Source organism: Paenibacillus polymyxa M1 (genome assembly GCF_000237325.1).
Taxonomy (GTDB): Bacteria; Bacillota; Bacilli; order Paenibacillales; family Paenibacillaceae; genus Paenibacillus; species Paenibacillus polymyxa_C.
On record NC_017543.1, the window covers coordinates 194,166 to 215,813 of the forward strand.

Genomic DNA, 21,648 nt, shown 5'->3' on the forward strand with positions numbered 1-21,648 from the left:
GATACTGAGAATTGAAAGATCGGTGTGAGCGGGTCGCCCGTAGGGGTTAAATGCTCCCTAATTTTTAAATATAGTCTTCCCCTGATACACGACAACAAAGGGAGGAAGATCGCAGATCGCAGATATGTCAAAAGCGCAGGAATTACAAATACCCCGACCAGAGTATTTACGGCTTGATTATATTTGTATATATAATTAAGCAATAGGGATGTCAATCAACCCGTATCGTTCTTCTCTATGTTAAAGGCAACTTGATCTCTTAAAATGTGTGTGCTAGGATGAAACTATTGATTTTAAACATTCAGACTCTGGCAAGCGCCATAAGAGTCAATCATGCAGATAAAAGCGCTCCTCCGAGTGAACGATTAGCCTTACTTAGGGTCGAATTCCACCTTACGTGCGGTCGTTTATTGGGAGGGTCGTTTTTTTTTGTGCCCAATCACAACCCATTCAAAATTAATCAAGCTAAGGAGAAAATGAAAATGCCAGAATTTAAAATGGTCAGTAATGAAGGCATCCGCAAACTACACACGAAGGACCTGCTTACAGCAGTAAAAATGACATGTGATTACGAGGGTGACTTATTCGCTAATGATCGCCGTATAATTTCCTGCCTTAATAACTCTCAAGCGGACAACACCCGAAAGCTGCTGGAGTATGGCATTACCTCATACGTGAACCAGCGGAACCATAGCTGGAATTACCGATACACGGACCCAACTAAGAATGTCGAAAACTATTACGTACATCACTATCATTATTCGTGGGGTGGGGACCAAAAGATCGATTTTACGATCAAAGAGTATCCCGAATCTGATCAGGATCACATGTTCACTTCACTTGCTGACGTTATGAAGTTTGTACGTAAAACGGTTGCAGCCTCACCATTTCAGCATGACATGGACACAGACATTTATGTAAAACTTTTCGGTGCAGACGGGCTAATTCACTTCGCATATGGGGATTGGAAAAGCGAAGGCGAACCTCAGATATTTGCTCTTGGAAAAGAAGGTCACAAACCAATTTATGGAGCCAAACATTATATGCGGAAACGTTATGATAAACTGCAAGCTAAATTTGGCGGTTATACGTTTGTCCCTGCAGATTCAGAAAGTCCCGGGGTCTACAAAGCTGGTGATGTTATCGTACTTAAGGCTGACATTGATGGTCTTGACCATAATGAACTTTATCTCATTTCCAAAAAGGAAACAACTGGCGAAGATCCGGAGCTTACCATCCAATCCCTTAAAGACTATAAGGTCAGTGCGAAAGTGCAAAGCAGCATGATCACATTCCCGAAAATAGGCGTAAAAAATTAGAATATTTTGGTTCTTGATTAAAAAAGAGCTGCGTCGCAGCTCTTTTGCCACTTCGTACGCTCCAATCGAACAACTCTAAAAATTAAACTTTTCTTCACATTAGTAAATTGGATTATGGCACATGCCGGCGGCCAGTTAATCATAAGCGCTCCTCTGAGCGAATGTTCTACCATAAGGTAGGAGTTGCACTTCTATAAGAACATTCATTGGTGAGGATCGCTTTTTTTGCGTTTGAGATTCCAAATTGAGAAGGAGAACACAAGTATGAATGAAAAAAAAGCGTTGCAAGCCTTAACCCAACTTACAGGAAGCAGTGAGGATCAATTTCTTTTGACTGAGGACCATGGAAATATGGGCTTGGTTTTTACAAAAGAAGGAGAGGATTTTTACGTCCAACTCAAATCTGAATTTTGCGAAAATATTGCACAAGTCATCGATGTAGTAAAGATTGTAGGTACTTTTAAGGAAATAATCGTGTACCGTGAAAAACCGATACAAGAAGTTGATAATAAAAAGCAAATCGTTGCGAAAGACGAGCTGGGCTTCTATCGATTGTTGGAATCATCTGATGGAATACTGTTCGACATAGTAGTGGACAATGTTAAAGCCGAAAACCGAGAGGCTGCGTGGGATTATTTCAAACAAAAAGGATTGGTCTCTAGTATAGACCTATTAATGAGAAAAATCGAAGCTTTCAATCGGGAACTAGTAAAGTTAGATGCTTCCAGTGAATTATACACATTTATCCATCTTCCTTCAGAACTGTTGCTTTCAAAAAAAAAGCTTGAAGCATGGAAGGAAGCCGCTGATGCTGGCTCTCTGATTATAGGTGCAGTAGATTGCCGATATTTAATCGTTGTGAAGAATGGTAAACCGATTAATGGCAGATTTATAGATCCAACCTATGGATTCCTGAATATCGATTATGCGGGATGGACACTCTGTGAGCCTTCATTTCATTCAACGGAGGAATTGATTGAATGGTTTGCATTTAATCTTGAGAACCCCATTGTCGATGTGGTCCCCAGTCACCTGGTTGAGAATCTCTTGAGCGTAGATAATATTAAAATTCAGAGCTAAGAACATTACACTGCAACATCCTTATGGGAAGGTAATTACCTATTCGATCTATCAATAAGCCTGTACAATTCCCACTAGATGAATCTTATTAAAAAGATAATAGGAGCAGAGAGGTAGCTTAACTCATCTCCACCATTTACCTTGAGAAGCAAAGGCTATGTTTGTATCATAAGTCCTCTGCTTCTTTAACCCAGTGGGAGAGACCAGAACTTTTCAACTCACATCTAAAATGATAAGATGACCTAAAGATATTTTTCAATTTGTCCCAAGCACGCGCTATAGGGATTTTGAGAGTTAAGAATACACTTTAACGAGAGTGGACCAATCTGCCATTTATGGTAGCATGCCTTTTTAAGGGCTTATGGTCTTTTTCGTTAAGGTGTATTTTTTTCGCCTTATCACAACCCATATCCAAAAAACAAGGAGAGATTTGACAATGAAAAAGAATTTTCCAGTAACGATTACAAAAATGCAAGCCGCTGCTTTAGAAGCTATCATGAGCACTGAAACCTTTTCAAACAATCCAGAAAAACTTATTGAAGTACATTCCCAGAATCCAAACGGCTGGGTTAATTATGTAGGTCTAAATGGAATGAACAGTAGACAACTTAAAAATGCTTTGAAATATGGCTACACTACACATGTAAAAATAAAAAGGATAGTAGTAACTCGTGGTGAAGGTCCAAGCTCTGAATGCTGCATACCTCATCATGTAACAAGTTGGGAGGATGCAGACAATGTTCTAAAGCGAATGGCTCTAACAGCTCCTGATATAGGATACCATAAGACCGATTTCGTGATTTTGTTTACTAATGGAGACGTATACAGTGGTACATATGAGTTAAAACTTGCAGATCAATATTCTGCAAGTTTGTACAAACATGTTACTGACCATTGTGAATTCTACGCTGGGATCTGTAAGAGACTTCCTAGTCATATCAATCCTGAGCAATATCAAGACCTTATAGGACATAACACTGCTGAATACCTACTTCTTCTGGATAACGTTATTTATCCAAGCGCAAACAAAGAAGGCATTGATCCAAAACTTATTCAAACTGCATTAAATAAGCCCAAAAATAAGGAAACTAAAAGATACTTAGGGCAAATTGAAACCAACTTCATACTTCACAAGGAAAAGAATGCTTCTAACAATACCATTTACTATGTGTATTCTAAAGGAGTTCGACACACTTCTTTTAAGAGTCCTGAGGCGCTAAAACGATGGATGGACAAATTCGGCTTAACACTGGGAGAAGAAACTCAAGAGCACACATACAGAATTAACGGTGCTTACCGAGTCACTATGGTTCCAAACTTAGAAGGTTACTTGCACTTACCACAAATCGCCATCCTTATGAATGGAGGTTTGGTTCGAGCCTATAAGGAGATTACTCCTGAGGTAACCAACATTTATGTCGATACAAATTACAAGGAGAGAATCCGCTTCGATTTCAATATACGAAGTAGACTATGGTATCTACGAAAATTCTTTTGGGATAAATAATAAGATAAGTAAAACATCAGCATAAAGAGTCTTATTAGGGTCCAAGAAATCTAACTAAATTTTTTGAAAGAGGTTATTAATCATGTCAGTTATGATCATAAAGAATATTACTTTTATCAAGGTCCTAAATTCTCTTTTCTTCAACTACCACTATCATATAAGATCACACCTGGAGCAATTCAGAGATTATACAAAAATGAAAGGTTTGGTTGAGGAGTTACGTATAGCCAATATAAGATCTTATACATTGAAATACAAAGAAGGTGAGGAAATTCAATATTTTAAAATTAAGTATGACTCGAATGAGAAATTCCTCAATAATGCGGCAACACTAAAAGCGCTACGGGCAATAAAATATAATATAGAATTACCAGAAGATCAATTCGATTACACTTTTATAGATACTGCTATTGAGGCTTTAAAGAATGCCATAATTGAGGATTTACCTGAATGGCAAGAAGCAAGTTGGGGCTGAAATAGAAAAATTAAATTGTTTCTAAAAAATAAGAAGGCTGCTTCAAAAGTATGAGCGGCCTTCTTTCTTTTAATTAATTAAGATTGTTCTATTCTTTAACTGATGTCATAAATCTCTTAGGATGTGGTGTTCATTAAAGCCATGTTAAAACCATTCACCAACACCCTAAATCAATACCATTTTTAAAACAATGAAGTACGAGAGTTGGGTAATAAAATATTGTTTGTGATTTGTAATTTTTCTCCTAAAATGCTATAATTCAAAAATAAATCGTTTAATCTTAGGCTCTGACATGCGTCATAGAGTCATTATTCTAAAGAAGCGCTCAATCGAGCGAATGAACTACAAAAAGAGGAAGAATTTCCTTTAAAGTAGTTATTCGTTGGAAAGGGCGCTTTTTTGTGTTTAACCAAATTTTAATAGTCCTTCATAGTTTGATATTAAATCGAGGAGGTATCCCAATGATCGAACAATTAACAATAGACACTTTAGATACTTTTTTGAATTCTAAAGAGCCGATCAAACGATTAGTAGAAAGATGGATAATGCTTGATTTTTTGGATGGGCTCAAAGGATCAGCCGCTTTTATGGAGTACAAGGATGTATGTATGTCATTCCGTGTTCCATTTAGAATCGGGGAATTACATTTCAGTTTGTACTATGATAAACCACAAGAAGGGGATTTTGTTAAGTTAGTTCAAATAAGAGATAAGGATTCGGTACTTAAAATTAAGCATTACTTGACAGGTATCATTGAAACAGAAGAGGGGTATCAAGCTGTTTACACGAAAAAGGAATATCCTCATAACGCGAGTCACATTGTGACACAAGGACTGAAAGGTACAGCTCAATTTCAACTCTGTGATTATTGGAAAGTACGTGCAACATCTATCCCCCCAATGACAGAGAATGCTACCATTCGAACTGTTATTCGTGAAATGATAGGAAAATCAGTTCATCTAATTTTAAGAACTCCAGATGACTGGTTACAGGAAATCACCAGTCTACCTCTTTATTTGGAACATATTTCGTGGGAAGGTAATACACTTTCAATTTTAGGCACCCAAGGGACTTATCTACACATAAACGGTGTTACAAGGGTACGAGTAAACGAACAATATATACTTTTTGATGTTTATAACTCGCCTCATGGATACAGTTATTCCTTTTATATGGCTAGTTCTCTTGATCTCTATAAGAAATAGATATCAAGAACATTATAAATCCTTAGATTTATTTAACAAAGTTCTCGGCATCAAGAAACAATACTAATTACTACTTAGTGTTTGCTTGCTGACCTACAGTAACTGTGCTATCATTTATTAATACTTTAACTGCATTCATTACAATGGCTCTCGCACGCGCAAAAGAGTCAATCATTACAAGAAGCACGATTATGTGTCTATTTCACTTTTTTAGGTAGCATTATGCACCTGAAGTGACTTGCATACAATCGTGCTTCTTTTTGCTATGCAAAATTTTTTACTCAAAGCTTTCAAATTTGTTTTTTCCTACCCTCTGCACAGGGATAAATCAATTTACCCCTCGTGCAGTGAGAGGGTACAATTCTGGAGGCATATTTTGAATAATAAAGATAATATGTATAGAGTCGAGCGTTTTTCACAAGATCAAATTCTTCAATTAAATCAAAGTCTTGCTAACTACGCTTTGGGCTTCAAAGGTCTTCCTCAGCATCATAAAGAGGTTTTTGAGAAAAAGGGCTGGTTATTGCCATTTCTCCTCGCATATGACGATTTGTTGTGGGGGAGATGGGATTACTGGCTAAACATTCAGATGAAGGGAACAATTTCAGGGAGCGGGCCTATACCTCAGATTGATTGGGCTGACAATGGAACATTTAGAGTAGAGCAAACTAAAAAAATGCTTCTTCAATGCCTAAGTCACCCTGAAGCCACCATAGATAATTTTGCTGAATGGTTATTGTGGGGGTTAGGTAAAACAGACCAAAGATTGAGTATCTCTGAAAAGTTAAATGAGCACTATTATAAGATATTCGATTTATTTCTTATTCTCGATAATCCCTTTGATTATTTATCGTATCTTTTGAGTGAACATTCCGGACATGGCTATAAAAAAGGAATTGGTTATTTTCCAACACCAATGGGGATCACAAGGATGATGGTTGAGATGAATCGTGGCAATGAGGACCTAGAAGTTATGAAGAGACAAACAGTTTCTGATCCTTGTGTAGGTTGCGGTGCTATGTTACTTCCAGCTTCTAACTATTATCTAAGAGCTTACGCACAGGATATTTCCGGAATTGCAGTGAAGCTCTGTATCATTCAAATGTTTTTCTATGCACCGTGGTATGCAAAACCAGGAAAAGATATAGCAGGATTCGACGATGTAGAACCCATTAAGATTACTATCGAAGGTTCTCCTAGGAATAGCGATGGTGGTCAGTATTCTTTCGCATTTTAAGTGCAATTATCATAGGTTACCTAAGGAGGAAATATATTGCGTTTTGAACTAAATCATAACCAAGGTATTGATAGTGATTCTAAAAGGAAAGAAAAACTTGTACTACGAAAAAATAGAATCATTTTTTTTAGCGGGGGAAGGGCCAGTTTTGTTGTAGCCGACTTTGTGAAGAAAAGCTATCCTGATGACAATATTTTACTATATTTTACGGACACATTATGGGAAAGCCCTGATACGTACCGTTTCATCAAAGAATGCTCCGATAAATTAAAACTTCCCTTGTTAATTCATAGCGCAGGTATAACGCCGATGCAACTCATGTTTGAAAAAAAGTTGGTTTTTAACAATATGATCGGCGATTGCTCTAAACTTCTCAAGATGCGCGTTGCTTCTGACTACTTGAAAAAGCAGATTAAACCGAAGGTTGAAAGATGGCTAAATCATCAATTTTTGAAACAAGCAGATTTCATTAAAGACGCAACACTCTATTTTGGAATAGGCATTGAAGAGCTGCATCGAGAAGAAGCAATTGCTAGAAACTGGAGACCATTTCGTGTTGAAATGCCACTCATTGATAACATGATACGCATAGACAATGTGCTTAAAGAATACAACATTATGGAACCTGAGTTATATAAGCTAGGCTTTGCTCACAATAATTGTAACGGGCGATGCGTAAAAGCTGGACAGGGACACTATCGAAACCTAAAAAAAACTATGCCCGAGATATTTCAGAAGCATATGGAAGAGGAATATCACCTCTATATGTGTGTGTCAGCATACAGATATATTCTAGACAAGAGCGTACCTGACGAAAATCAGATTCCATCACATCTCCAAGAAGAAATGCTGCAAGAATTAGATGATGCCTATCGGGGATACTTTTACGGCAAGTGTACAAAACCAAAACTCTATATACATCCGGCAGCAAGCGCATCAACAAGATACATGAAAATAAAAAAGTATAGCTTTATGAAGCGTAAAGGGAAAAATCCAGAAGTAAGTCAATTAGAAGATAACGAACATTTGTATACAAATGTTCGTAATCCAAGTGAGCCCTTCACGCTTCGCGAGTTTGCTTTACTCGAGAATTCAAAACCTGAACAGATCGATCTATTCGATATCGGTGGATGCGGTTGTTTTGTTCAATTTTGATTAGAACAATAAATATCAAACCATTAAATGGAGGTCTTAAACTTGTTTACACGAATAACTTTTGACAATTTTGGTACCATTGAGCATATGTTTATTAAAGAAAGTAAAATGGATGCTATCCAAACCTGGGAAAATATTTGGGGTAAGGGGATTGTAAGCATTATTAATATTGGTCAAGCAATGGATGCTCGTGATTTTGGTGGATTGGTTCACTAGAGCCATGATAATTATGGAGTAATCTTTTTAAAGCCTCGGGCATTTGTCGAGGCTTTTTTGTGTATATGCCAACACAATCATTGTGAGTTTGGCTAATCCTCTTCAGAAATGAAATATTCAATTGGTGGTTAATCACACGTGTATTTAGTTAAATTTTGATGGTTGTGTAACAACAGTGAGCGTCCATATTTGTATTGTAAACAAAGTTGAATTGTGATAGCATTTAATATAAGGAAATATATTCTATTTATTAGTACTGAATTCCTTTGAAGAAGATTCTATAAACAGAAAATAATGAGAGCTGGCTAGCAATCATATCAATAAATTACTTATGAAAGGAAGGTATCGATTATGGGTATGAAAAAACGTTCGTTGATGGGAATTATACTATCACTCAGTTTATTTGCAATCATAATACTGACTGTAAAATCTTCGATTCTCAATGCTGATGCAAACATTTCAGCTAAGAATAGATCTAATGTTGATGAAAACCTCCCTAATTATTCCATTAATAAAGAAGGGCAAACTTATGGCCATGGCCCTTACCCTTCAGGATCAAAACATGGACCAGATTTGATAAAGGCAGAAGGGGAAAATGGGGTTATCGGATATGTAAAGTCCTCTGATATGGAAACTTCCGTATCTTCACCAGAAGAAGCTTTAACAGATCAAAAGTCTATAAAGAACGCCGGTTATAAATCGATTCCTTTGTATGATTCCGATGGAACAACCGTCATTGGCGAATTTAAAATGTATTCTTCAAAAGGGGATTAATGAAATTTAAACATAATCCAAAATTTCTTACAGTCGGGGAGGAAAAGTATCTTGGTTAACGTGATTGCAAAAAATGTAAAAGTTTTACTAGTATGTTTTTTTTCAATTATTTTTATGTCGACAACAGCCTCAGCCAACACCAGCTCTGGCTACTACGACACTCCAACAATTAATGGCTATAATTATTCATTTACGTCTGAAGTGTGGTTAAGATATCCTACAACTGGCCAAACAATCGAAGCTGTTGGTTTTGTTAAGGCCAATACCGGTGTTCCCGCAGGGTATATGGGTGTTCAAGCACGTTTGTTCGATCAATCGGGTACTATGAAAACTTCAAGCTCTATGGCGTATAACGAAAACGATGGAAACATAAATAATTATGCATATTCGCCCAGACTAACTTCTAAAGGGGTATATTATTCTCAAACCAAAGCTGCTTTTTACTATGGCAGTGGATATACAAGTTATGTTGGTTATAGATCTCCAAATCAAACTTTTTCAAATACTGAGTCCGGAATCTCAGTCAAAAACTCGAAGGATATAGAGGAGTTACTGTCTAAAACCCAATACTCATTAAACAGTAACGGAGAAACTTTCGGTTCCGCGTTATCCGCTAATACGATTGGAGTCGAACCCGAGTTAATTTCTGCCGAAGGTACAAATGGTGTTAAAGGTTATATTAGATCGGAAGATCTAGCACCTAAAGTTTCCTCTATTGACGAAGCAATTAAACAAACAGGCAAAAATGGTGACATTCGAAAAATCCCCCTTTATGATGTAGAAGGGAAAAAAAACATTGGGGAATTTGAGGTCGTAACTAATTATGAAGTCAAGGATGAGGCTAAGTAAATCTAATGATTACTTATTCTACTTAAAAGAAAAATTAAAAAAGAGCATTCCTTGAGACTAACCACCGTTTGTGAGACAGGGATCAAAACACCTTCCAAGTTTAAAGCAGCCAGTTGTCGGAAATGAACCGGTGACTGGTTGTTTAGTTTTGTCTGAATGCGAATTGAGCTATAGTAAAGGATGTACCCTCGAACGGTCTGCTCGATTGCCATCCTCGTACAGGTTAAACCTTCGAGGTAGAACGTTTCAGACTTTAGTGTCGAATGAAACGATTCGATGGGGCATTATCAATTGGCGTTCCCTTACGGGACATGCTCATGCTCATGATCATGCCTTTTCCCTTTATAGCTTACTGGAAGCCCAAGGATGTATAGACGCTGCCTTGATCGCTAATGGCAAATACGTAATGTCCGTTACGAGTTTTTGCATAGGCAAGTCTGCTTCAAACTGTCACATTAGCAGATGCCCTCGCGATATGAACGTGCTGCCCAGTAGGTTTCCGTTTCTTCGCTTTTACACGACATCGCAGCCCTTCACTGTATACTCCCACCGAAGCAAGGCGGTGATTTTCCGGTATCCATAACGATATTTATGCTGGATACAGAGTTTGCGAATTTTCTCTACCAAGTGGTCCTCAGTTTGCTCGCATACTCCGCCTTCCAGCGATCGTACGTGGCGCTAGTTATTCCTTTCCATGCACAAGCTTGCTTCACACTTACTTCCCCTCGGATCTACTCCATCCACTCCCTTACGATCGTTGACGATACCACATCTCCAGTACCCTGTACTGTTTTAGCAACTGCAGGCTGCTCTAAACGGTTCTGCTCGCCATTACGGTACCATATCATCCAAGTGTCCATTTGTGTCTTGTTTCGTATGTAGCGAATAAATCCTCGGTTGGAAAGAAGGCTATCATAATACGATGAAGATATACAAGCAAATAACGAACCGAACCGCTTCTTCAACGCAAGATGGCGGTTTTTTCTTCGAACGCGCCGATAGGCAGAATAATTTCTCGACCGCTAAAAAAAGGTTTAACTGCACTGAGAAGAGTGTGCCAAAATCGCTCTTTATACAATGAATGTTTTCCTATTGTGAAATTTTAAATAATGAAAGTTTAAAAAATGGAGAGATCTTATTTTTTAGATAAGTGTTATGAATCGCCTTTTTTATAATTGAACATTACATACTCCTCAATAAAAAAAGACCCACTCATAGGCAGGTCTTTTTTTGCGAAGAGATGTTCTTTCAGGTCTCGACAATCGAACGGGAATAAAATTGAAGAGCTGAATACTTGTACAGGGCTTTCAGAATGGAATACATTAAGATAAACGTCTGAAGGGGCAATTAATAGCTTTATGCAAGTTGTTGACGATTCCAGAGTTTTCAAAGTCGAATTATATATTAATTAAAAAAGGAAAGAACCACCCAGGTCAGGTGCCTTCAGGTGATTGTAGAGATTCTGGAGGAGTCCGAGCATCACGCGGTTCAACCAGCGTATTCCAGGTGCGGGCTGTTTATCAGCCAAACAAGCACATCCCTTCTTGATGCCGCTATAAGGCTTGTACGGTTATTGGAGACACCTGAGGACATTAAAGCTTTGGCACCAAGGTATATTCGTGAAATCTTGTACAGGATTTTGAAAGGGCAGCAGAGGGATGTGCTGAAGCAGATTGCTGTGGAGGGAATCAGCGCTTACCGGATCAAGGAGGTCATCGAGCAAATCAAGGAGAATTATGCCCAGCCGCTGCGAATCGAGGAACTGACCGAGCTGGCCAATATGAGCCCTTCATCGTTGCATAGACATTTTAAAGAAGTCACAGCGATGAGCCCTCTGCAGTATCAGAAAAGAATCAGATTGCAGGAAGCGCGGCGCCTGCTGTTATCCGAAACTGCTGATGCGTCAGAAGCCGCTTTTCAGGTAGGCTATGACAGTCCCTCCCATTACAGCCGTGAGTATGCAAGGATGTTCGGCCTGCCGCCAATCGCCGATATGAAACGACTGCGCGCGAGGGTGAAAGGGGGACGATGGAATCCGCAAATTTAATGCTCTGATCACGAATTTCAACCGGCTGCTTCTTGATTTTTTGCCATTGCTCATGCAAGTGCCACCCGTTTCCACAACTCATTCCGTTCCAATGAGCTGTACTTTACCAGCTTCTCATGGAATACATCTCTCCCTATACCTCAAGGCATATCGATTTCGTTAAAATTTCTGTTTCTCAACACTGTCACCTTTAAAGTGAAAATTATCAACTGCGGTAATCTATAACTTTATATTTCAAGTCATGGTCTCACTGCGGTTTCTATTAATGGGTCAGTCTAAAATTATATTTTTTTAATGCTGACAATTTTTCAATTCAAAAACCACATCAAATCAACGACTCCAGTCTAATACTTTAGTTTTACCGGACAACAGCGGCCAGATCCTGTTTTACGCCCATCAGCGGCGTGTCAGTTAGAGACGTAGTGCTAACAGTGATGCTTGATAATAGCATCGTAGTTTCCAAATTCAGTTCGTCTCTCATATCTGAATTTGGAAATAGAATGTTTCATTATATGCACTTATATGCACTAATCATCTCAATGATAAAAAGGATCAGGTATAACTTTGCGGTGGAAGTAAATTCGAGCCTTCTTTGTATTGTTAGCAGAAGAGAAGTTCTATCTTTCAGATGTTTTTCATATCTTATGGTGATGGCACTTCTGCCTTGTGAACACCCTTCATCAACACCATCAGTTAACCCCTTTTTTTAAAACAATAAATTAAAACCATAAAGATAACACCTTTATTTAATACCTTTTTAGAGACGTAATTGGGGGCCCGTAACCCTTGCGGCTATAGGCTTTTTCAAGCTGCAAGAATTTGGATAAGGTAGTTCAGTCTCCTCATTCATAGGATTTTAGTATTCGTACACGCTAAAAAATACGAAATCCAATGAAGGGAACTTTCTTTACACATGAATGAAAGAGTCATCCCCAGCATTAATGATCCTTATTAACAATCCATATTCGACTAACCACACCGCATAAAACGTTATCCACAGCATTTTAATAAAAAAAACTATTTCTTGTCTATTTATAAAGTGATGAGTTTGATAGATAAGGTTGCAAATTCTCTCAATGAATGAAGAAAAGTCGAAAAAGGACTTTGAGGAGGGGGAAAACGAGGAAATTAAGGCATGCTAAATAACAGTCGCCTTATAAGGATGTATGCCACTGTTAGCTCTTTGATGGATGAATTTGAAAAAAAACAATTTAGGCATAGCAAATAAGCCTGCTTGTAGCTGCTAAACTAAATTGCCCAATTTTTACGGTTCTGTTTGGAGAGAGCCTTTTCAATTTCGGTTTTTATCTCTAAAATCGGATCGGGAAGGAACTTGATTTGATAAGCATGCTTGATAAACCATTCTGGGTCTTGACGAAAACGATCAAGCCAGTGGCGATTTATTTGACGAAGCTTATCCCATACTTTTTCATGCTGTTGATTTGCTTCTTGGATGATTTCTTGATTTAATTGTGTAATTTGATCATTGGAGAATAAGTTGGATTCCGCCATTTGTTTCTTCCTATTGATTTCATGAAGATCGAAGGAGAGCTGAACTGCATAATTAAGCTCGGCAGATTCCATCACAGCGCGAAAATAAGCACTAATCTCATCCAGTTCATTCTTCTCATCGCTAACGATATATTCGTCATCTTCACGATAGATCAGTTTAAAGAAGTTTTGAGAGCGCATTTTATTTTTCTGAATTTGGAAGAGAGCTGTATCGAAAATTTCGGTTGCATATTCGTAGTCGAATTTAGCATAGTAGTCTTCCATCACTTTAGCTATTTGCCAAACGGCTTTGCGGGATAAGAAATCACAGCAAAAACGATGCTTTTTTAGTTGCTTCATGACCCACAACTCAGCACCTTCAGAGTAGACTTCGCCCATATCCAACCATTCTTGATGCACATTTAGCACCTGAAAGTTATCTTTGTAAATTTTCATTTTAAGATACTTTTCTGCCTTTTTTAAAACGGCTAAAGCTTCTTTTCGTGTACGGATATTAAGTAGACCTAAGGGTCCATAAAGATCATTAATATGCCCCCACCGAAAGTTTCCAGGGAGGTAAACCAGCTCTTTGCCCACGTAATGCAAAACGAGACGTTGCACGTTGCGATCTTCTTGGAGGAAACTTTCCGAATTGAAAAAGACAAAATTTTTAGCATACAAACCGTCTTTGCCGATGTCTTCGTTTTCCTTGATAAAAACATATTGGTTGAAAAAAAGTTTACCTCGAACGTCGTAGTGAACAATCTCTTCGCAGACTAATTTTTGCAAGAGAACGGAAATGCGATAGCTGGAAGTGCCCATACGTTTTGCAAGCTCAGCATTCGTTAAAGGAATTTCTCCGCCATATGCACAGACCGTGCCGAGTAACAATTTTAGTTTAAAAAGCAGACGGGTGTCGTTATGAAGGGATCGTGCATCGAATAGATTGCGATGATGTTTCATGGATAGCCACTCCTTATTTCCAACCCAAAAAAAGTGTATAGGAAATACAGGGAACTGGCTTTCACTTCTTTTAGCAGCGTGATATAATAAAAACACATCTTTAAAGAAGCAAAAACAGTCCCGATTTTTTGAAGTCTAAAAAGTGCCAGTCGCCAAACTTACCACTTATTAGACTTATGAGGTTGGGTCTTTTTTGCATTGTTATATATAGATTGGTTTACAGACATATGTAGAACAGGGAATCTATCAGACTCACGAGTATTATAGCACTGTGGATAAAGTCGGTAAATACATAGGTAAATAGCGGAAATTTGGGCGAAAAAACATTTAAGCTTGTTTATTCAACAAAAAGCTTGCTTGATTTCTTAGCGGGAAAATGGACGAATTTTATAAAAGCCCTCATGTAAAAGGGTTTTTATGGTTAGAAAAAAAAATATAAAAAAAACAGGCGGAAATTTGGGCGAAATTTTTCGTCATATTCTTGATGAGAAAAAACGATCCTTAGATAGAAAGGTGATTAGCGGTGAAATGGGCGAATTAAAGTGATTTTAGAGCTACGTATAGGTCTATATCCCCATAAATTTTTTTTTTGTTTGATGACTATGAAAGATTATTAGCGGAGAAATGGACGATTTTTTTTTATTAGCGGAAAAATGGGCGAATTAATTAAAAGTTAGTGTTCAAGCCAATTAAAAAGCCGTAAAAAGCGGAAAAATGGGCGATTTTTTTTATCATCGATCTTACCTTTTGCTGTCTGTTTAATTTTAAAACAATTTGATAGTGCTTTTTCAAAGCCTTACTTCGAATAAGGCGGAGAAATGGACGAAATTTTTTGATTGAAGCTATTACTGCTATTTTTTTATAGCGGAAAAATGGGCGAAATTTTTTACGATTGTTTTGGGTATAGGATAATCATCCAAAGAAAATGGACTAAATGGAGATACTCTAATTTAAATAGCGGAAAAATGGGCGAAAAAAATCGAGCTAAAGATTCGTTTTTCTTGCATAATTGATTGTAATATGAGGATGCAGTAGCGACATGAACGGCAAATAGCGTTTTCGTGAAGGCGTATTCGAAAACTCATTAGGAGCGGACGTTCACCGCTAATGGAACAAAATAAAAAACCACTATTCAAGTGGTTTTAAGGTTCAAGTGGAAGACTAAGTTGTTCCGGTGTGAGATCTTCAATAAAATGAGCAAGTTCCTGATTTCCAAGCAAGTCAGCGACCTCATAAGGTTCGACAGGAAGAAAAGTAATGTGAAAAGTATTTTTTTTTCGTACATAAGATTCAACGGTTACTTTATGATTGATGAAATCTTGTAGGCATTCTTCGATGATGGATAAGTTAACATCTTTACGTTTGCTGCGAAATTGAACTTTATGAATAAAGTAGGTGTAATCAAAATCCGACGAGTAGCCAGTTTGCCTGAAATAGCATAAAAAGCGTTCTTTTTGCAGCGGGAAGATTAAGCTTTGAGAAGCTTTGTTTTCAAATGCCCCCAGCCTATCACTATAAGCACGGATCACTTGTCCTCTTACATAGTTTTGGTGTATCTCCTCGTTGATCGTAATCTCGGCAATCTCACCGTTACCGTGAGGTTGAATATCTAAACGATCAAAAATGCCGAATACCAACGTTCGATTCGAATCCACTACATTAAAAGTTACATTAGCCATCTTCATTAAACGTTCTTTAACGGCATCGTAGCTCTGCTTGTTATCTGATCCGTAAGTATTACGTACTAAATCACCAATGGTCACATACACTTTGCGCTCTTCGAAAAACAGCTTTCGGTCACGCATGGAGATCACTGAACGAAATATGTTTAAATCGGTGTTGTCGATCGCTCTCAAGATTTTTTCTTCACTAACAATATCCTGACTCACCAAGGTTAAAAGAGAGTAGTTTTCATCGGGACGATATTCGTTGATGTAATGAACCTTGTTATCAATCAATACACTTTTATTGGTTAAGTTCATTTTTGTAAGACTGGCATTGCTAACGGGGTGGTCAGCATACTTTAATGGCTGATCCACAATTATTTTATTGAGGTTGCCGTCGAAATTTTTGATTAAGATGTCGGCGACGATGATAATCGCATCTGACCGAATCGCTTTTTTAATTTGGACAGGCGTTTTGTCGCGTATGTACCTATATTCAAAAAGGCGCGAATCCTTATCCACAGACCATGCGTGCACCTCATCCAATCGTTTTTGTAGCAAAGCACTAACGGTGTCTACATCATGTAATTTTTTAAGTTCTGCAGGACCATACATTTCAACAAGTTTTTCTAACAGTTCAAGTTCCTTTATTAATTCCGTGTTTTTCGCAGACTTTTTGTGTGAGTTAACGGTTTGAGAAAGTGATTCATACCATCTTTTTTTTGTTGCCTGCGTATATTTATAAGTGATTCTTCGAATTTCATTTGTATTCGTAGGAGTGAATTCGTTAGAAATAATATCTTTGAGAAAGTCACGAATATTCCCTTGATTTAATTCATTAAAAAGAACCTCACATTGCTCACCTAATTCAGTAACGACTTGATTGAGAAAGTAGTGAGGTACACGTTGTTCGTTCAAAAGAAACACCTCCATATGCTTATCATAGCATAAAGTAAAGCAAAATTGATTGGTAAGAATAGTATGGATGATTAAAAGTTTCTCAAAAGTAGATTGCAATACAATGAGGGGACGCAAGAGGGAGAGAAAGCAAAGCAAGGGAAAAGAAAGAAGCTTGATGCAAATATTCTTTCCCTGTCATTTAGGTAGGCTTTGTATAAGTCTTCAAGATACGTAGGAGCTGAGTCTAAATGAACCTCTGTAAATAGGGCAAGAAAGGAAGAGTCGGCGCTTTTAACCGACCGTTTGAGGTGTTTAAGTTCTTTCAATTTTTTATTCTTTATTTCTGAACCAAAAATATCAATTAAATCAAGCAGCCCATGTATTACATTGAAGCAATAAGATCTTCGTAAAGTACGACGTGACGTTGAATATCCGTCATATTCTTTACTCCATCCATATTTATGAACTGTATATTGTTATGTGCATGCCCGGTTAGGATATCAAAAAAAGTCACAAATTTCTTATAGCGTTTCTTGTAGCCTTTTTTGCGACTACAAATGTATTGAAGCATATTTAAATTTAAATGTTTGTAATAATGATGAAATAAACTTAACATTTGATTCCCCATTGCTTGCGTTTAGTTTCTCTTATGCTCTTTGGTGTATGTTCCAACCACTCCTTAGAAACCATGAAGCATGTAGCGGTACCATTTGCTTCTGACTCCCCAAAATCGAAATAACCGGGAGGGCGTTTGACAGACGTTTCCGCCCAAAGGGTATTGTTAACTTCGATGAGCCCGTCTGATTTCCTGGCGACAGGCAAAGGCTTGTCATATTACACTTGTGCCACCGGGCTTCTGCAGTATATTTTATTCCTCACAACTCTAATTGTGTGATAATTGTCATTCTCGAACTTAATTCACCTATAATACGCTTGTCACCAGCATCTTTGGGTTAGATGCAATCAATCGCTAGGTGTGGAGGAAAATTAATGAAGAAGAAAGTATTGATTGGATTAACTATTGTATTTTTTGTTATGATCACAAGTATTTTTATTTATCAACAGAACCAGAAATCTAAAGTGCTTAACGAATTACCCAACTATACCGATGATAAACAAAAGATTGTAGTGGATGGATTTAAATATAAAGAGCAGCCACATATAGGTAATTCTAATGCAAAAGTGAAAGTTATTGAATTTGGTGATTTTAAATGTCCAGCATGTAAAAAATGGACCAGTGAAAATTTTAACAAGTTCAAACGTGAGTTTATAGATACTGGCAAAGTTGAATTTTTCTTTATGAATTATGCCTTTATTGATCGCGATTCTTATTTAGCTGGAGCTGCTGGTGAATCAATCTACCACCAAAATAACGAAAAGTTCTGGGAATTTTATGAGTTACTCTACAAAAATCAAGGGAAAGAAACAGAAATATGGGCTACGCCAACCTTTTTAATTCAGCTTGTCAAAGACAATATAAAGGGTATCGATCAAAAACAATTTGAACTCGAAGTGAAAAATCATACATATCTTCACTCTGTAAAAGAAGACTATAAAATAGGTGGGTTTTATGGAGTCAATGGTACACCAACCTTCATTGTAAATGGTAAAATTCTTAGGAGTTCTTCGTATGAAGATATAAAAGCATCCATACAAAAAGAGTTAAAATAAAAAACGATCAATGTCCTGCACCTCTCTTTTGACATAGAGAGGTGCTTTCATATTTTTGTTTGATTTTTATTAATCCATAAGAATTATGGAACGGGTGAACTCTTCACACAAATCATCAGTTCATCTTTAGAAAAACGGATATAGCTTTCAAACGAGTTGGATTTGTTGAAACCTCATTTAGAACTGTTTATATTAAAAATGCAAAAAGTAAAAGGGGGCATTTTCCAATGCAAATAGATATCAAAGAGTATCTTAATGCTGGTTATCCAGCTTTATGGATTCAAGACTGGGAAGAGGATCGAGTTTGTAATGAATTGCGAAGGATTGCTGAAGAAGGGAAAAAGAAGGGCAATTCGAAATCTTCTCTTAATTATTTTGAATGGAGTTGTACTAAAGGTTTTTTTAATCCATTTACCAATAAAATCATTGAGGATACAACTGATCCAACGAATGCTCTTCAGTTTGTCGGTTCCGAAAAAACACCAGATTTCTCAGTTTTTGTTTTCAAAAATTTCCATCCGTATCTTGAAAACCCAAATACAAAATACACAATCATTCAATTAATAAAAGATCTAATTCCCACGGGAAAGCTAAATGAACGACATCTTGTTTTTGTGAGTTCACAAGTTAATTTGCCCCTTGAACTATCAAAGGATATCACTCATCTTCAATTTGATCTACCCGAAGCTAGGGATCTCGGTAAAGTATTGAATGGCATAATTTCTTCGGTTGTAATTGGTTCAATGCAACTAAATCTTGATAAATTATCTAGAACAGAAAAAATGTCAGTTATTGATGATGGAATAAAAGAAATGAACATATCAGAAGAAGACCGGTACCGATTAATTCAGGCTGCACAAGGATTAACACAAAGTGAAGCGGAAAATGCCTTTGCTTTGACCTGGGTAAGACACAAGTCTTTTACTTCTGATGAAGCTGTAACCTCAGTACAAAAAATAAAAACACAATTCATCAACAGTTCAGGATTTTTGGAGTATATACCACCAAAAACCTCACTTGATGAAATCGGCGGTTTAGAAGAACTTAAAAATTGGCTCATTACATATGAAAAAGCTTTTACAAAAGAAGCTATGGAATTTGGTTTACCAAGACCCAAAGGGATCATTTGTACAGGACAACCTGGCACTGGTAAATCCGCAGCTGCACAAGCCGCTTCAGCCGCATGGAAGATTCCTCTGCTGCGATTTGATGTGGGCGCCATCTTTTCAAGTCTTCTGGGAGAAACTGAGCAAAAACTACGTAATGTACTTAAAACAGCTGAAGCACTTGCTCCTTGTATTCTTCAAATTGATGAGATTGAAAAACAATTAAGTGGTATGTCCAATGGGAACAGTACGGATGGAGGAACGACATCTCGTGTTGGTGCAACTTTATTAACCTGGATGCAAGAAAAGACAAAGCCCGTATTTGTGTTCGGTACAGCAAATGACATATCCAAATTAGATCCTGCACTAATTCGTAAAGGAAGATTCAATGAAATATTCTTTATCGATCTACCAACGGATGAGGAAAGGGCAGAAATTTTTGCAATTCATATTCGCAAGCGCGGCCGAAATCCTGAGATGTTTGATTTAAATTCTCTTGTAGGACACAGTGAAGGTTATGGTGGTGCTGAAATTGAAAGTGCTATAGAAGATGCACTTTGGACAGCTTTCAATGAAGACAGAAGAGATGTTCTTACCGGAGATATCATACATGCATTACAACAGACAATCCCGGTATCTGTTACAAAGAAAGAATCCATAGAACACATCCGAGAGTGGGCAAAAGGCCGTGCTCGTAACGCTAGTGCTTCGAAAAAGGTAGTAGAAATCAAATCTCTTGCCGAGAATTATAGAAGGATTTCACACTAGTATTTATAATAACTCGCATCCAAATTTCAAGGAGGTTTTCAAAATGTCATTTGTAGGAACTAATGTAACATCCATTCGTGATGAGGAATCATTAAAAGAAGCGTGTAAAATGCTAGAGCTTACATTACTTGAGAATGGAAAAGCCCGGATTCACAATGGAACGATAAAAGCTGATTACGTTATCAAACTTAATGGTCCTTTTGATGTTGGGCTCGTAAAAGAAGGGGAAACATATTCGATCCAAGCGGATTGGTGGGCTGGTCACGTCGCAAAAGTAATTGGGGAAAAGGGTTCTACTTTACTTCAAGCCTATACAGCAGCAGCTACTGTAAAAGTGGCAAAAGCACAAGGGAAACAGATCGAAATGAGACGAATTGAAAATGGCGATATTAAATTGATACTTAGAGCGGGGGCCTAAACATAATGACAGATCAGAGAATAGAAGTTACTTGCCACAAAGATGGAACATTTACTATTGAAGCCTTTGATTTTCAGGGTACCAATTGCGATCAGGCAACGAAAGATTTTGAAAGGGTATTGGGAGCAAAAGGATTAAACAAAATTAGAAAACCTGAATTTCTTGCTGTCGATTTACTTTCAAATCAACAAATTAATAGAGTAAATGGAGGTTAGAGAGCTATGCGTATTCATTCTTTTACCCCAAGCACATATGTAAATGGGCCAGGAAAAAGAGCTATGATTCATTTTCAAGGTTGTACACTCAAATGCCCGGGGTGCTTTAATACCAACACTCATTCAAATGATCAGGGAAAAGAAATGAGTCTAGACGAAATCCTTTCTCTTCTCCCAAGTGACATTGATGGTGTGACTATCAGTGGTGGAGAGCCTTTCCTTCAACCTTCCTCTTTGTTGCAACTTGTTCAAGCATTAAGACAAATGTGTTTATCAATCGTGGTATTTACAGGTTTCTATCGTGAAGAAATTTTAAAAATAAATTTTGGTCCCCATATTCTAGATTTTATAGATGTTCTGATCGATGGCCGATTTAATGAAGCAAAAAAAGAAACAACAGGGCTTCGAGGATCAAGCAATCAAACAATTCATATTTTGACCAAACGACACCTTGCTGAAGAGTTCGAAGAGCGTAACATAGAAGTAACCATTAATGCAGAAGGTAGTCTTACAATGACAGGTTTTCCATCCACCGATTTACTTAGAGAAATGCGATTGATGGGAATGAGGAGTGAGATTGAGCAATAA

The 21,648-nt window shown here is 37.5% G+C and carries 21 protein-coding genes; 17 read left to right on the forward strand and 4 right to left on the reverse strand.

Annotation, left to right across the window (positions count from 1 at the left end; genetic code table 11):
* Window positions 1-482: 482 nt before the first annotated feature.
* From PPM_RS27150 to PPM_RS27190, 10 genes are all read left to right on the forward strand, one after another.
* Entirely contained in the window at window positions 483-1,319 is an 837-nt protein-coding gene (locus PPM_RS27150; protein WP_025675991.1) for a hypothetical protein, read from the forward strand.
* Between the two features lie 264 nt (window positions 1,320-1,583).
* A complete protein-coding gene (locus PPM_RS27155; protein WP_025675992.1) occupies window positions 1,584-2,399 on the forward strand; it encodes a hypothetical protein in 816 nt (271 codons plus the stop codon).
* A gap of 436 nt (window positions 2,400-2,835) precedes the next feature.
* The gene (locus PPM_RS27160; RefSeq protein ID WP_014600189.1) at window positions 2,836-3,906 is read left to right on the forward strand and encodes a hypothetical protein; all 1,071 of its coding nucleotides are present in this window, start codon (window positions 2,836-2,838) and stop codon (window positions 3,904-3,906) included.
* 82 nt (window positions 3,907-3,988) lie between these two features.
* Window positions 3,989-4,381, forward strand: coding sequence for a hypothetical protein (locus PPM_RS27165; RefSeq protein WP_014600190.1), 393 nt, complete (start codon window positions 3,989-3,991; stop codon window positions 4,379-4,381).
* Window positions 4,382-4,842: 461 nt separating this feature from the next.
* A complete protein-coding gene (locus PPM_RS27170; RefSeq protein WP_014600191.1) occupies window positions 4,843-5,586 on the forward strand; it encodes a hypothetical protein in 744 nt (247 codons plus the stop codon).
* 376 nt (window positions 5,587-5,962) lie between these two features.
* The gene (locus tag PPM_RS27175) at window positions 5,963-6,823 is read left to right on the forward strand and encodes an N-6 DNA methylase (protein WP_014600192.1); all 861 of its coding nucleotides are present in this window, start codon (window positions 5,963-5,965) and stop codon (window positions 6,821-6,823) included.
* Between the two features lie 36 nt (window positions 6,824-6,859).
* The gene (locus PPM_RS27180; protein WP_014600193.1) at window positions 6,860-7,978 is read left to right on the forward strand and encodes a phosphoadenosine phosphosulfate reductase family protein; all 1,119 of its coding nucleotides are present in this window, start codon (window positions 6,860-6,862) and stop codon (window positions 7,976-7,978) included.
* A 42-nt stretch (window positions 7,979-8,020) separates the two neighbouring features.
* On the forward strand, window positions 8,021-8,194 hold the full coding sequence (locus PPM_RS29485; protein ID WP_155252290.1) for a hypothetical protein: 174 nt from the start codon (window positions 8,021-8,023) through the stop codon (window positions 8,192-8,194).
* 351 nt (window positions 8,195-8,545) lie between these two features.
* The gene (locus PPM_RS27185; RefSeq protein ID WP_014600194.1) at window positions 8,546-8,968 is read left to right on the forward strand and encodes a hypothetical protein; all 423 of its coding nucleotides are present in this window, start codon (window positions 8,546-8,548) and stop codon (window positions 8,966-8,968) included.
* Window positions 8,969-9,028: 60 nt separating this feature from the next.
* Window positions 9,029-9,817 carry a peptidase gene (locus PPM_RS27190; RefSeq protein WP_419185394.1) on the forward strand — a complete coding sequence of 263 codons (789 nt, stop codon included), beginning with the start codon at window positions 9,029-9,031 and terminating at the stop codon, window positions 9,815-9,817.
* A 2-nt stretch (window positions 9,818-9,819) separates the two neighbouring features.
* Here the strand turns inward: PPM_RS27190 and PPM_RS30720 are convergent, their stop codons facing one another.
* Window positions 9,820-10,095 carry an IS3 family transposase gene (locus PPM_RS30720; RefSeq protein ID WP_080567904.1) on the reverse strand — a complete coding sequence of 92 codons (276 nt, stop codon included), beginning with the start codon at window positions 10,093-10,095 and terminating at the stop codon, window positions 9,820-9,822.
* Between the two features lie 235 nt (window positions 10,096-10,330).
* A complete protein-coding gene (locus tag PPM_RS30725; RefSeq protein WP_158309136.1) occupies window positions 10,331-10,444 on the reverse strand; it encodes an IS3 family transposase in 114 nt (37 codons plus the stop codon).
* An 820-nt stretch (window positions 10,445-11,264) separates the two neighbouring features.
* Between PPM_RS30725 and PPM_RS27195 the strand changes: the two genes are divergently transcribed.
* The gene (locus PPM_RS27195) at window positions 11,265-11,864 is read left to right on the forward strand and encodes an AraC family transcriptional regulator (RefSeq protein WP_014600197.1); all 600 of its coding nucleotides are present in this window, start codon (window positions 11,265-11,267) and stop codon (window positions 11,862-11,864) included.
* A gap of 1,248 nt (window positions 11,865-13,112) precedes the next feature.
* Here PPM_RS27195 and PPM_RS27200 read toward each other — a convergent pair.
* Entirely contained in the window at window positions 13,113-14,318 is a 1,206-nt protein-coding gene (locus PPM_RS27200; protein ID WP_014600198.1) for a hypothetical protein, read from the reverse strand.
* A gap of 417 nt (window positions 14,319-14,735) precedes the next feature.
* Here PPM_RS27200 and PPM_RS30450 point away from each other — a divergent pair, with 417 nt between their 5' ends.
* Complete coding sequence (locus tag PPM_RS30450; RefSeq protein WP_268988022.1) at window positions 14,736-14,864, forward strand: hypothetical protein; 129 nt, start codon at window positions 14,736-14,738, stop codon at window positions 14,862-14,864.
* Window positions 14,865-15,460: 596 nt separating this feature from the next.
* Here the strand turns inward: PPM_RS30450 and PPM_RS27205 are convergent.
* Window positions 15,461-16,909: a hypothetical protein gene (locus PPM_RS27205; RefSeq protein ID WP_346836072.1), complete on the reverse strand. Its 1,449-nt coding sequence runs from the start codon at window positions 16,907-16,909 to the stop codon at window positions 15,461-15,463.
* A gap of 963 nt (window positions 16,910-17,872) precedes the next feature.
* Here PPM_RS27205 and PPM_RS27215 point away from each other — a divergent pair.
* From PPM_RS27215 to PPM_RS27235, 5 genes are all read left to right on the forward strand, one after another.
* Window positions 17,873-18,553, forward strand: a complete 681-nt coding sequence (locus PPM_RS27215) for a DsbA family protein (protein WP_014600201.1) — start codon at window positions 17,873-17,875, stop codon at window positions 18,551-18,553.
* A gap of 227 nt (window positions 18,554-18,780) precedes the next feature.
* Window positions 18,781-20,427 carry an AAA family ATPase gene (locus PPM_RS27220; protein WP_014600202.1) on the forward strand — a complete coding sequence of 549 codons (1,647 nt, stop codon included), beginning with the start codon at window positions 18,781-18,783 and terminating at the stop codon, window positions 20,425-20,427.
* A 43-nt stretch (window positions 20,428-20,470) separates the two neighbouring features.
* On the forward strand, window positions 20,471-20,845 hold the full coding sequence (locus PPM_RS27225; RefSeq protein ID WP_014600203.1) for a DUF1257 domain-containing protein: 375 nt from the start codon (window positions 20,471-20,473) through the stop codon (window positions 20,843-20,845).
* A gap of 5 nt (window positions 20,846-20,850) precedes the next feature.
* A complete protein-coding gene (locus PPM_RS27230) occupies window positions 20,851-21,060 on the forward strand; it encodes a DUF2997 domain-containing protein (protein WP_014600204.1) in 210 nt (69 codons plus the stop codon).
* 6 nt (window positions 21,061-21,066) lie between these two features.
* Complete coding sequence (locus PPM_RS27235) at window positions 21,067-21,648, forward strand: 4Fe-4S single cluster domain-containing protein (protein ID WP_014600205.1); 582 nt, start codon at window positions 21,067-21,069, stop codon at window positions 21,646-21,648.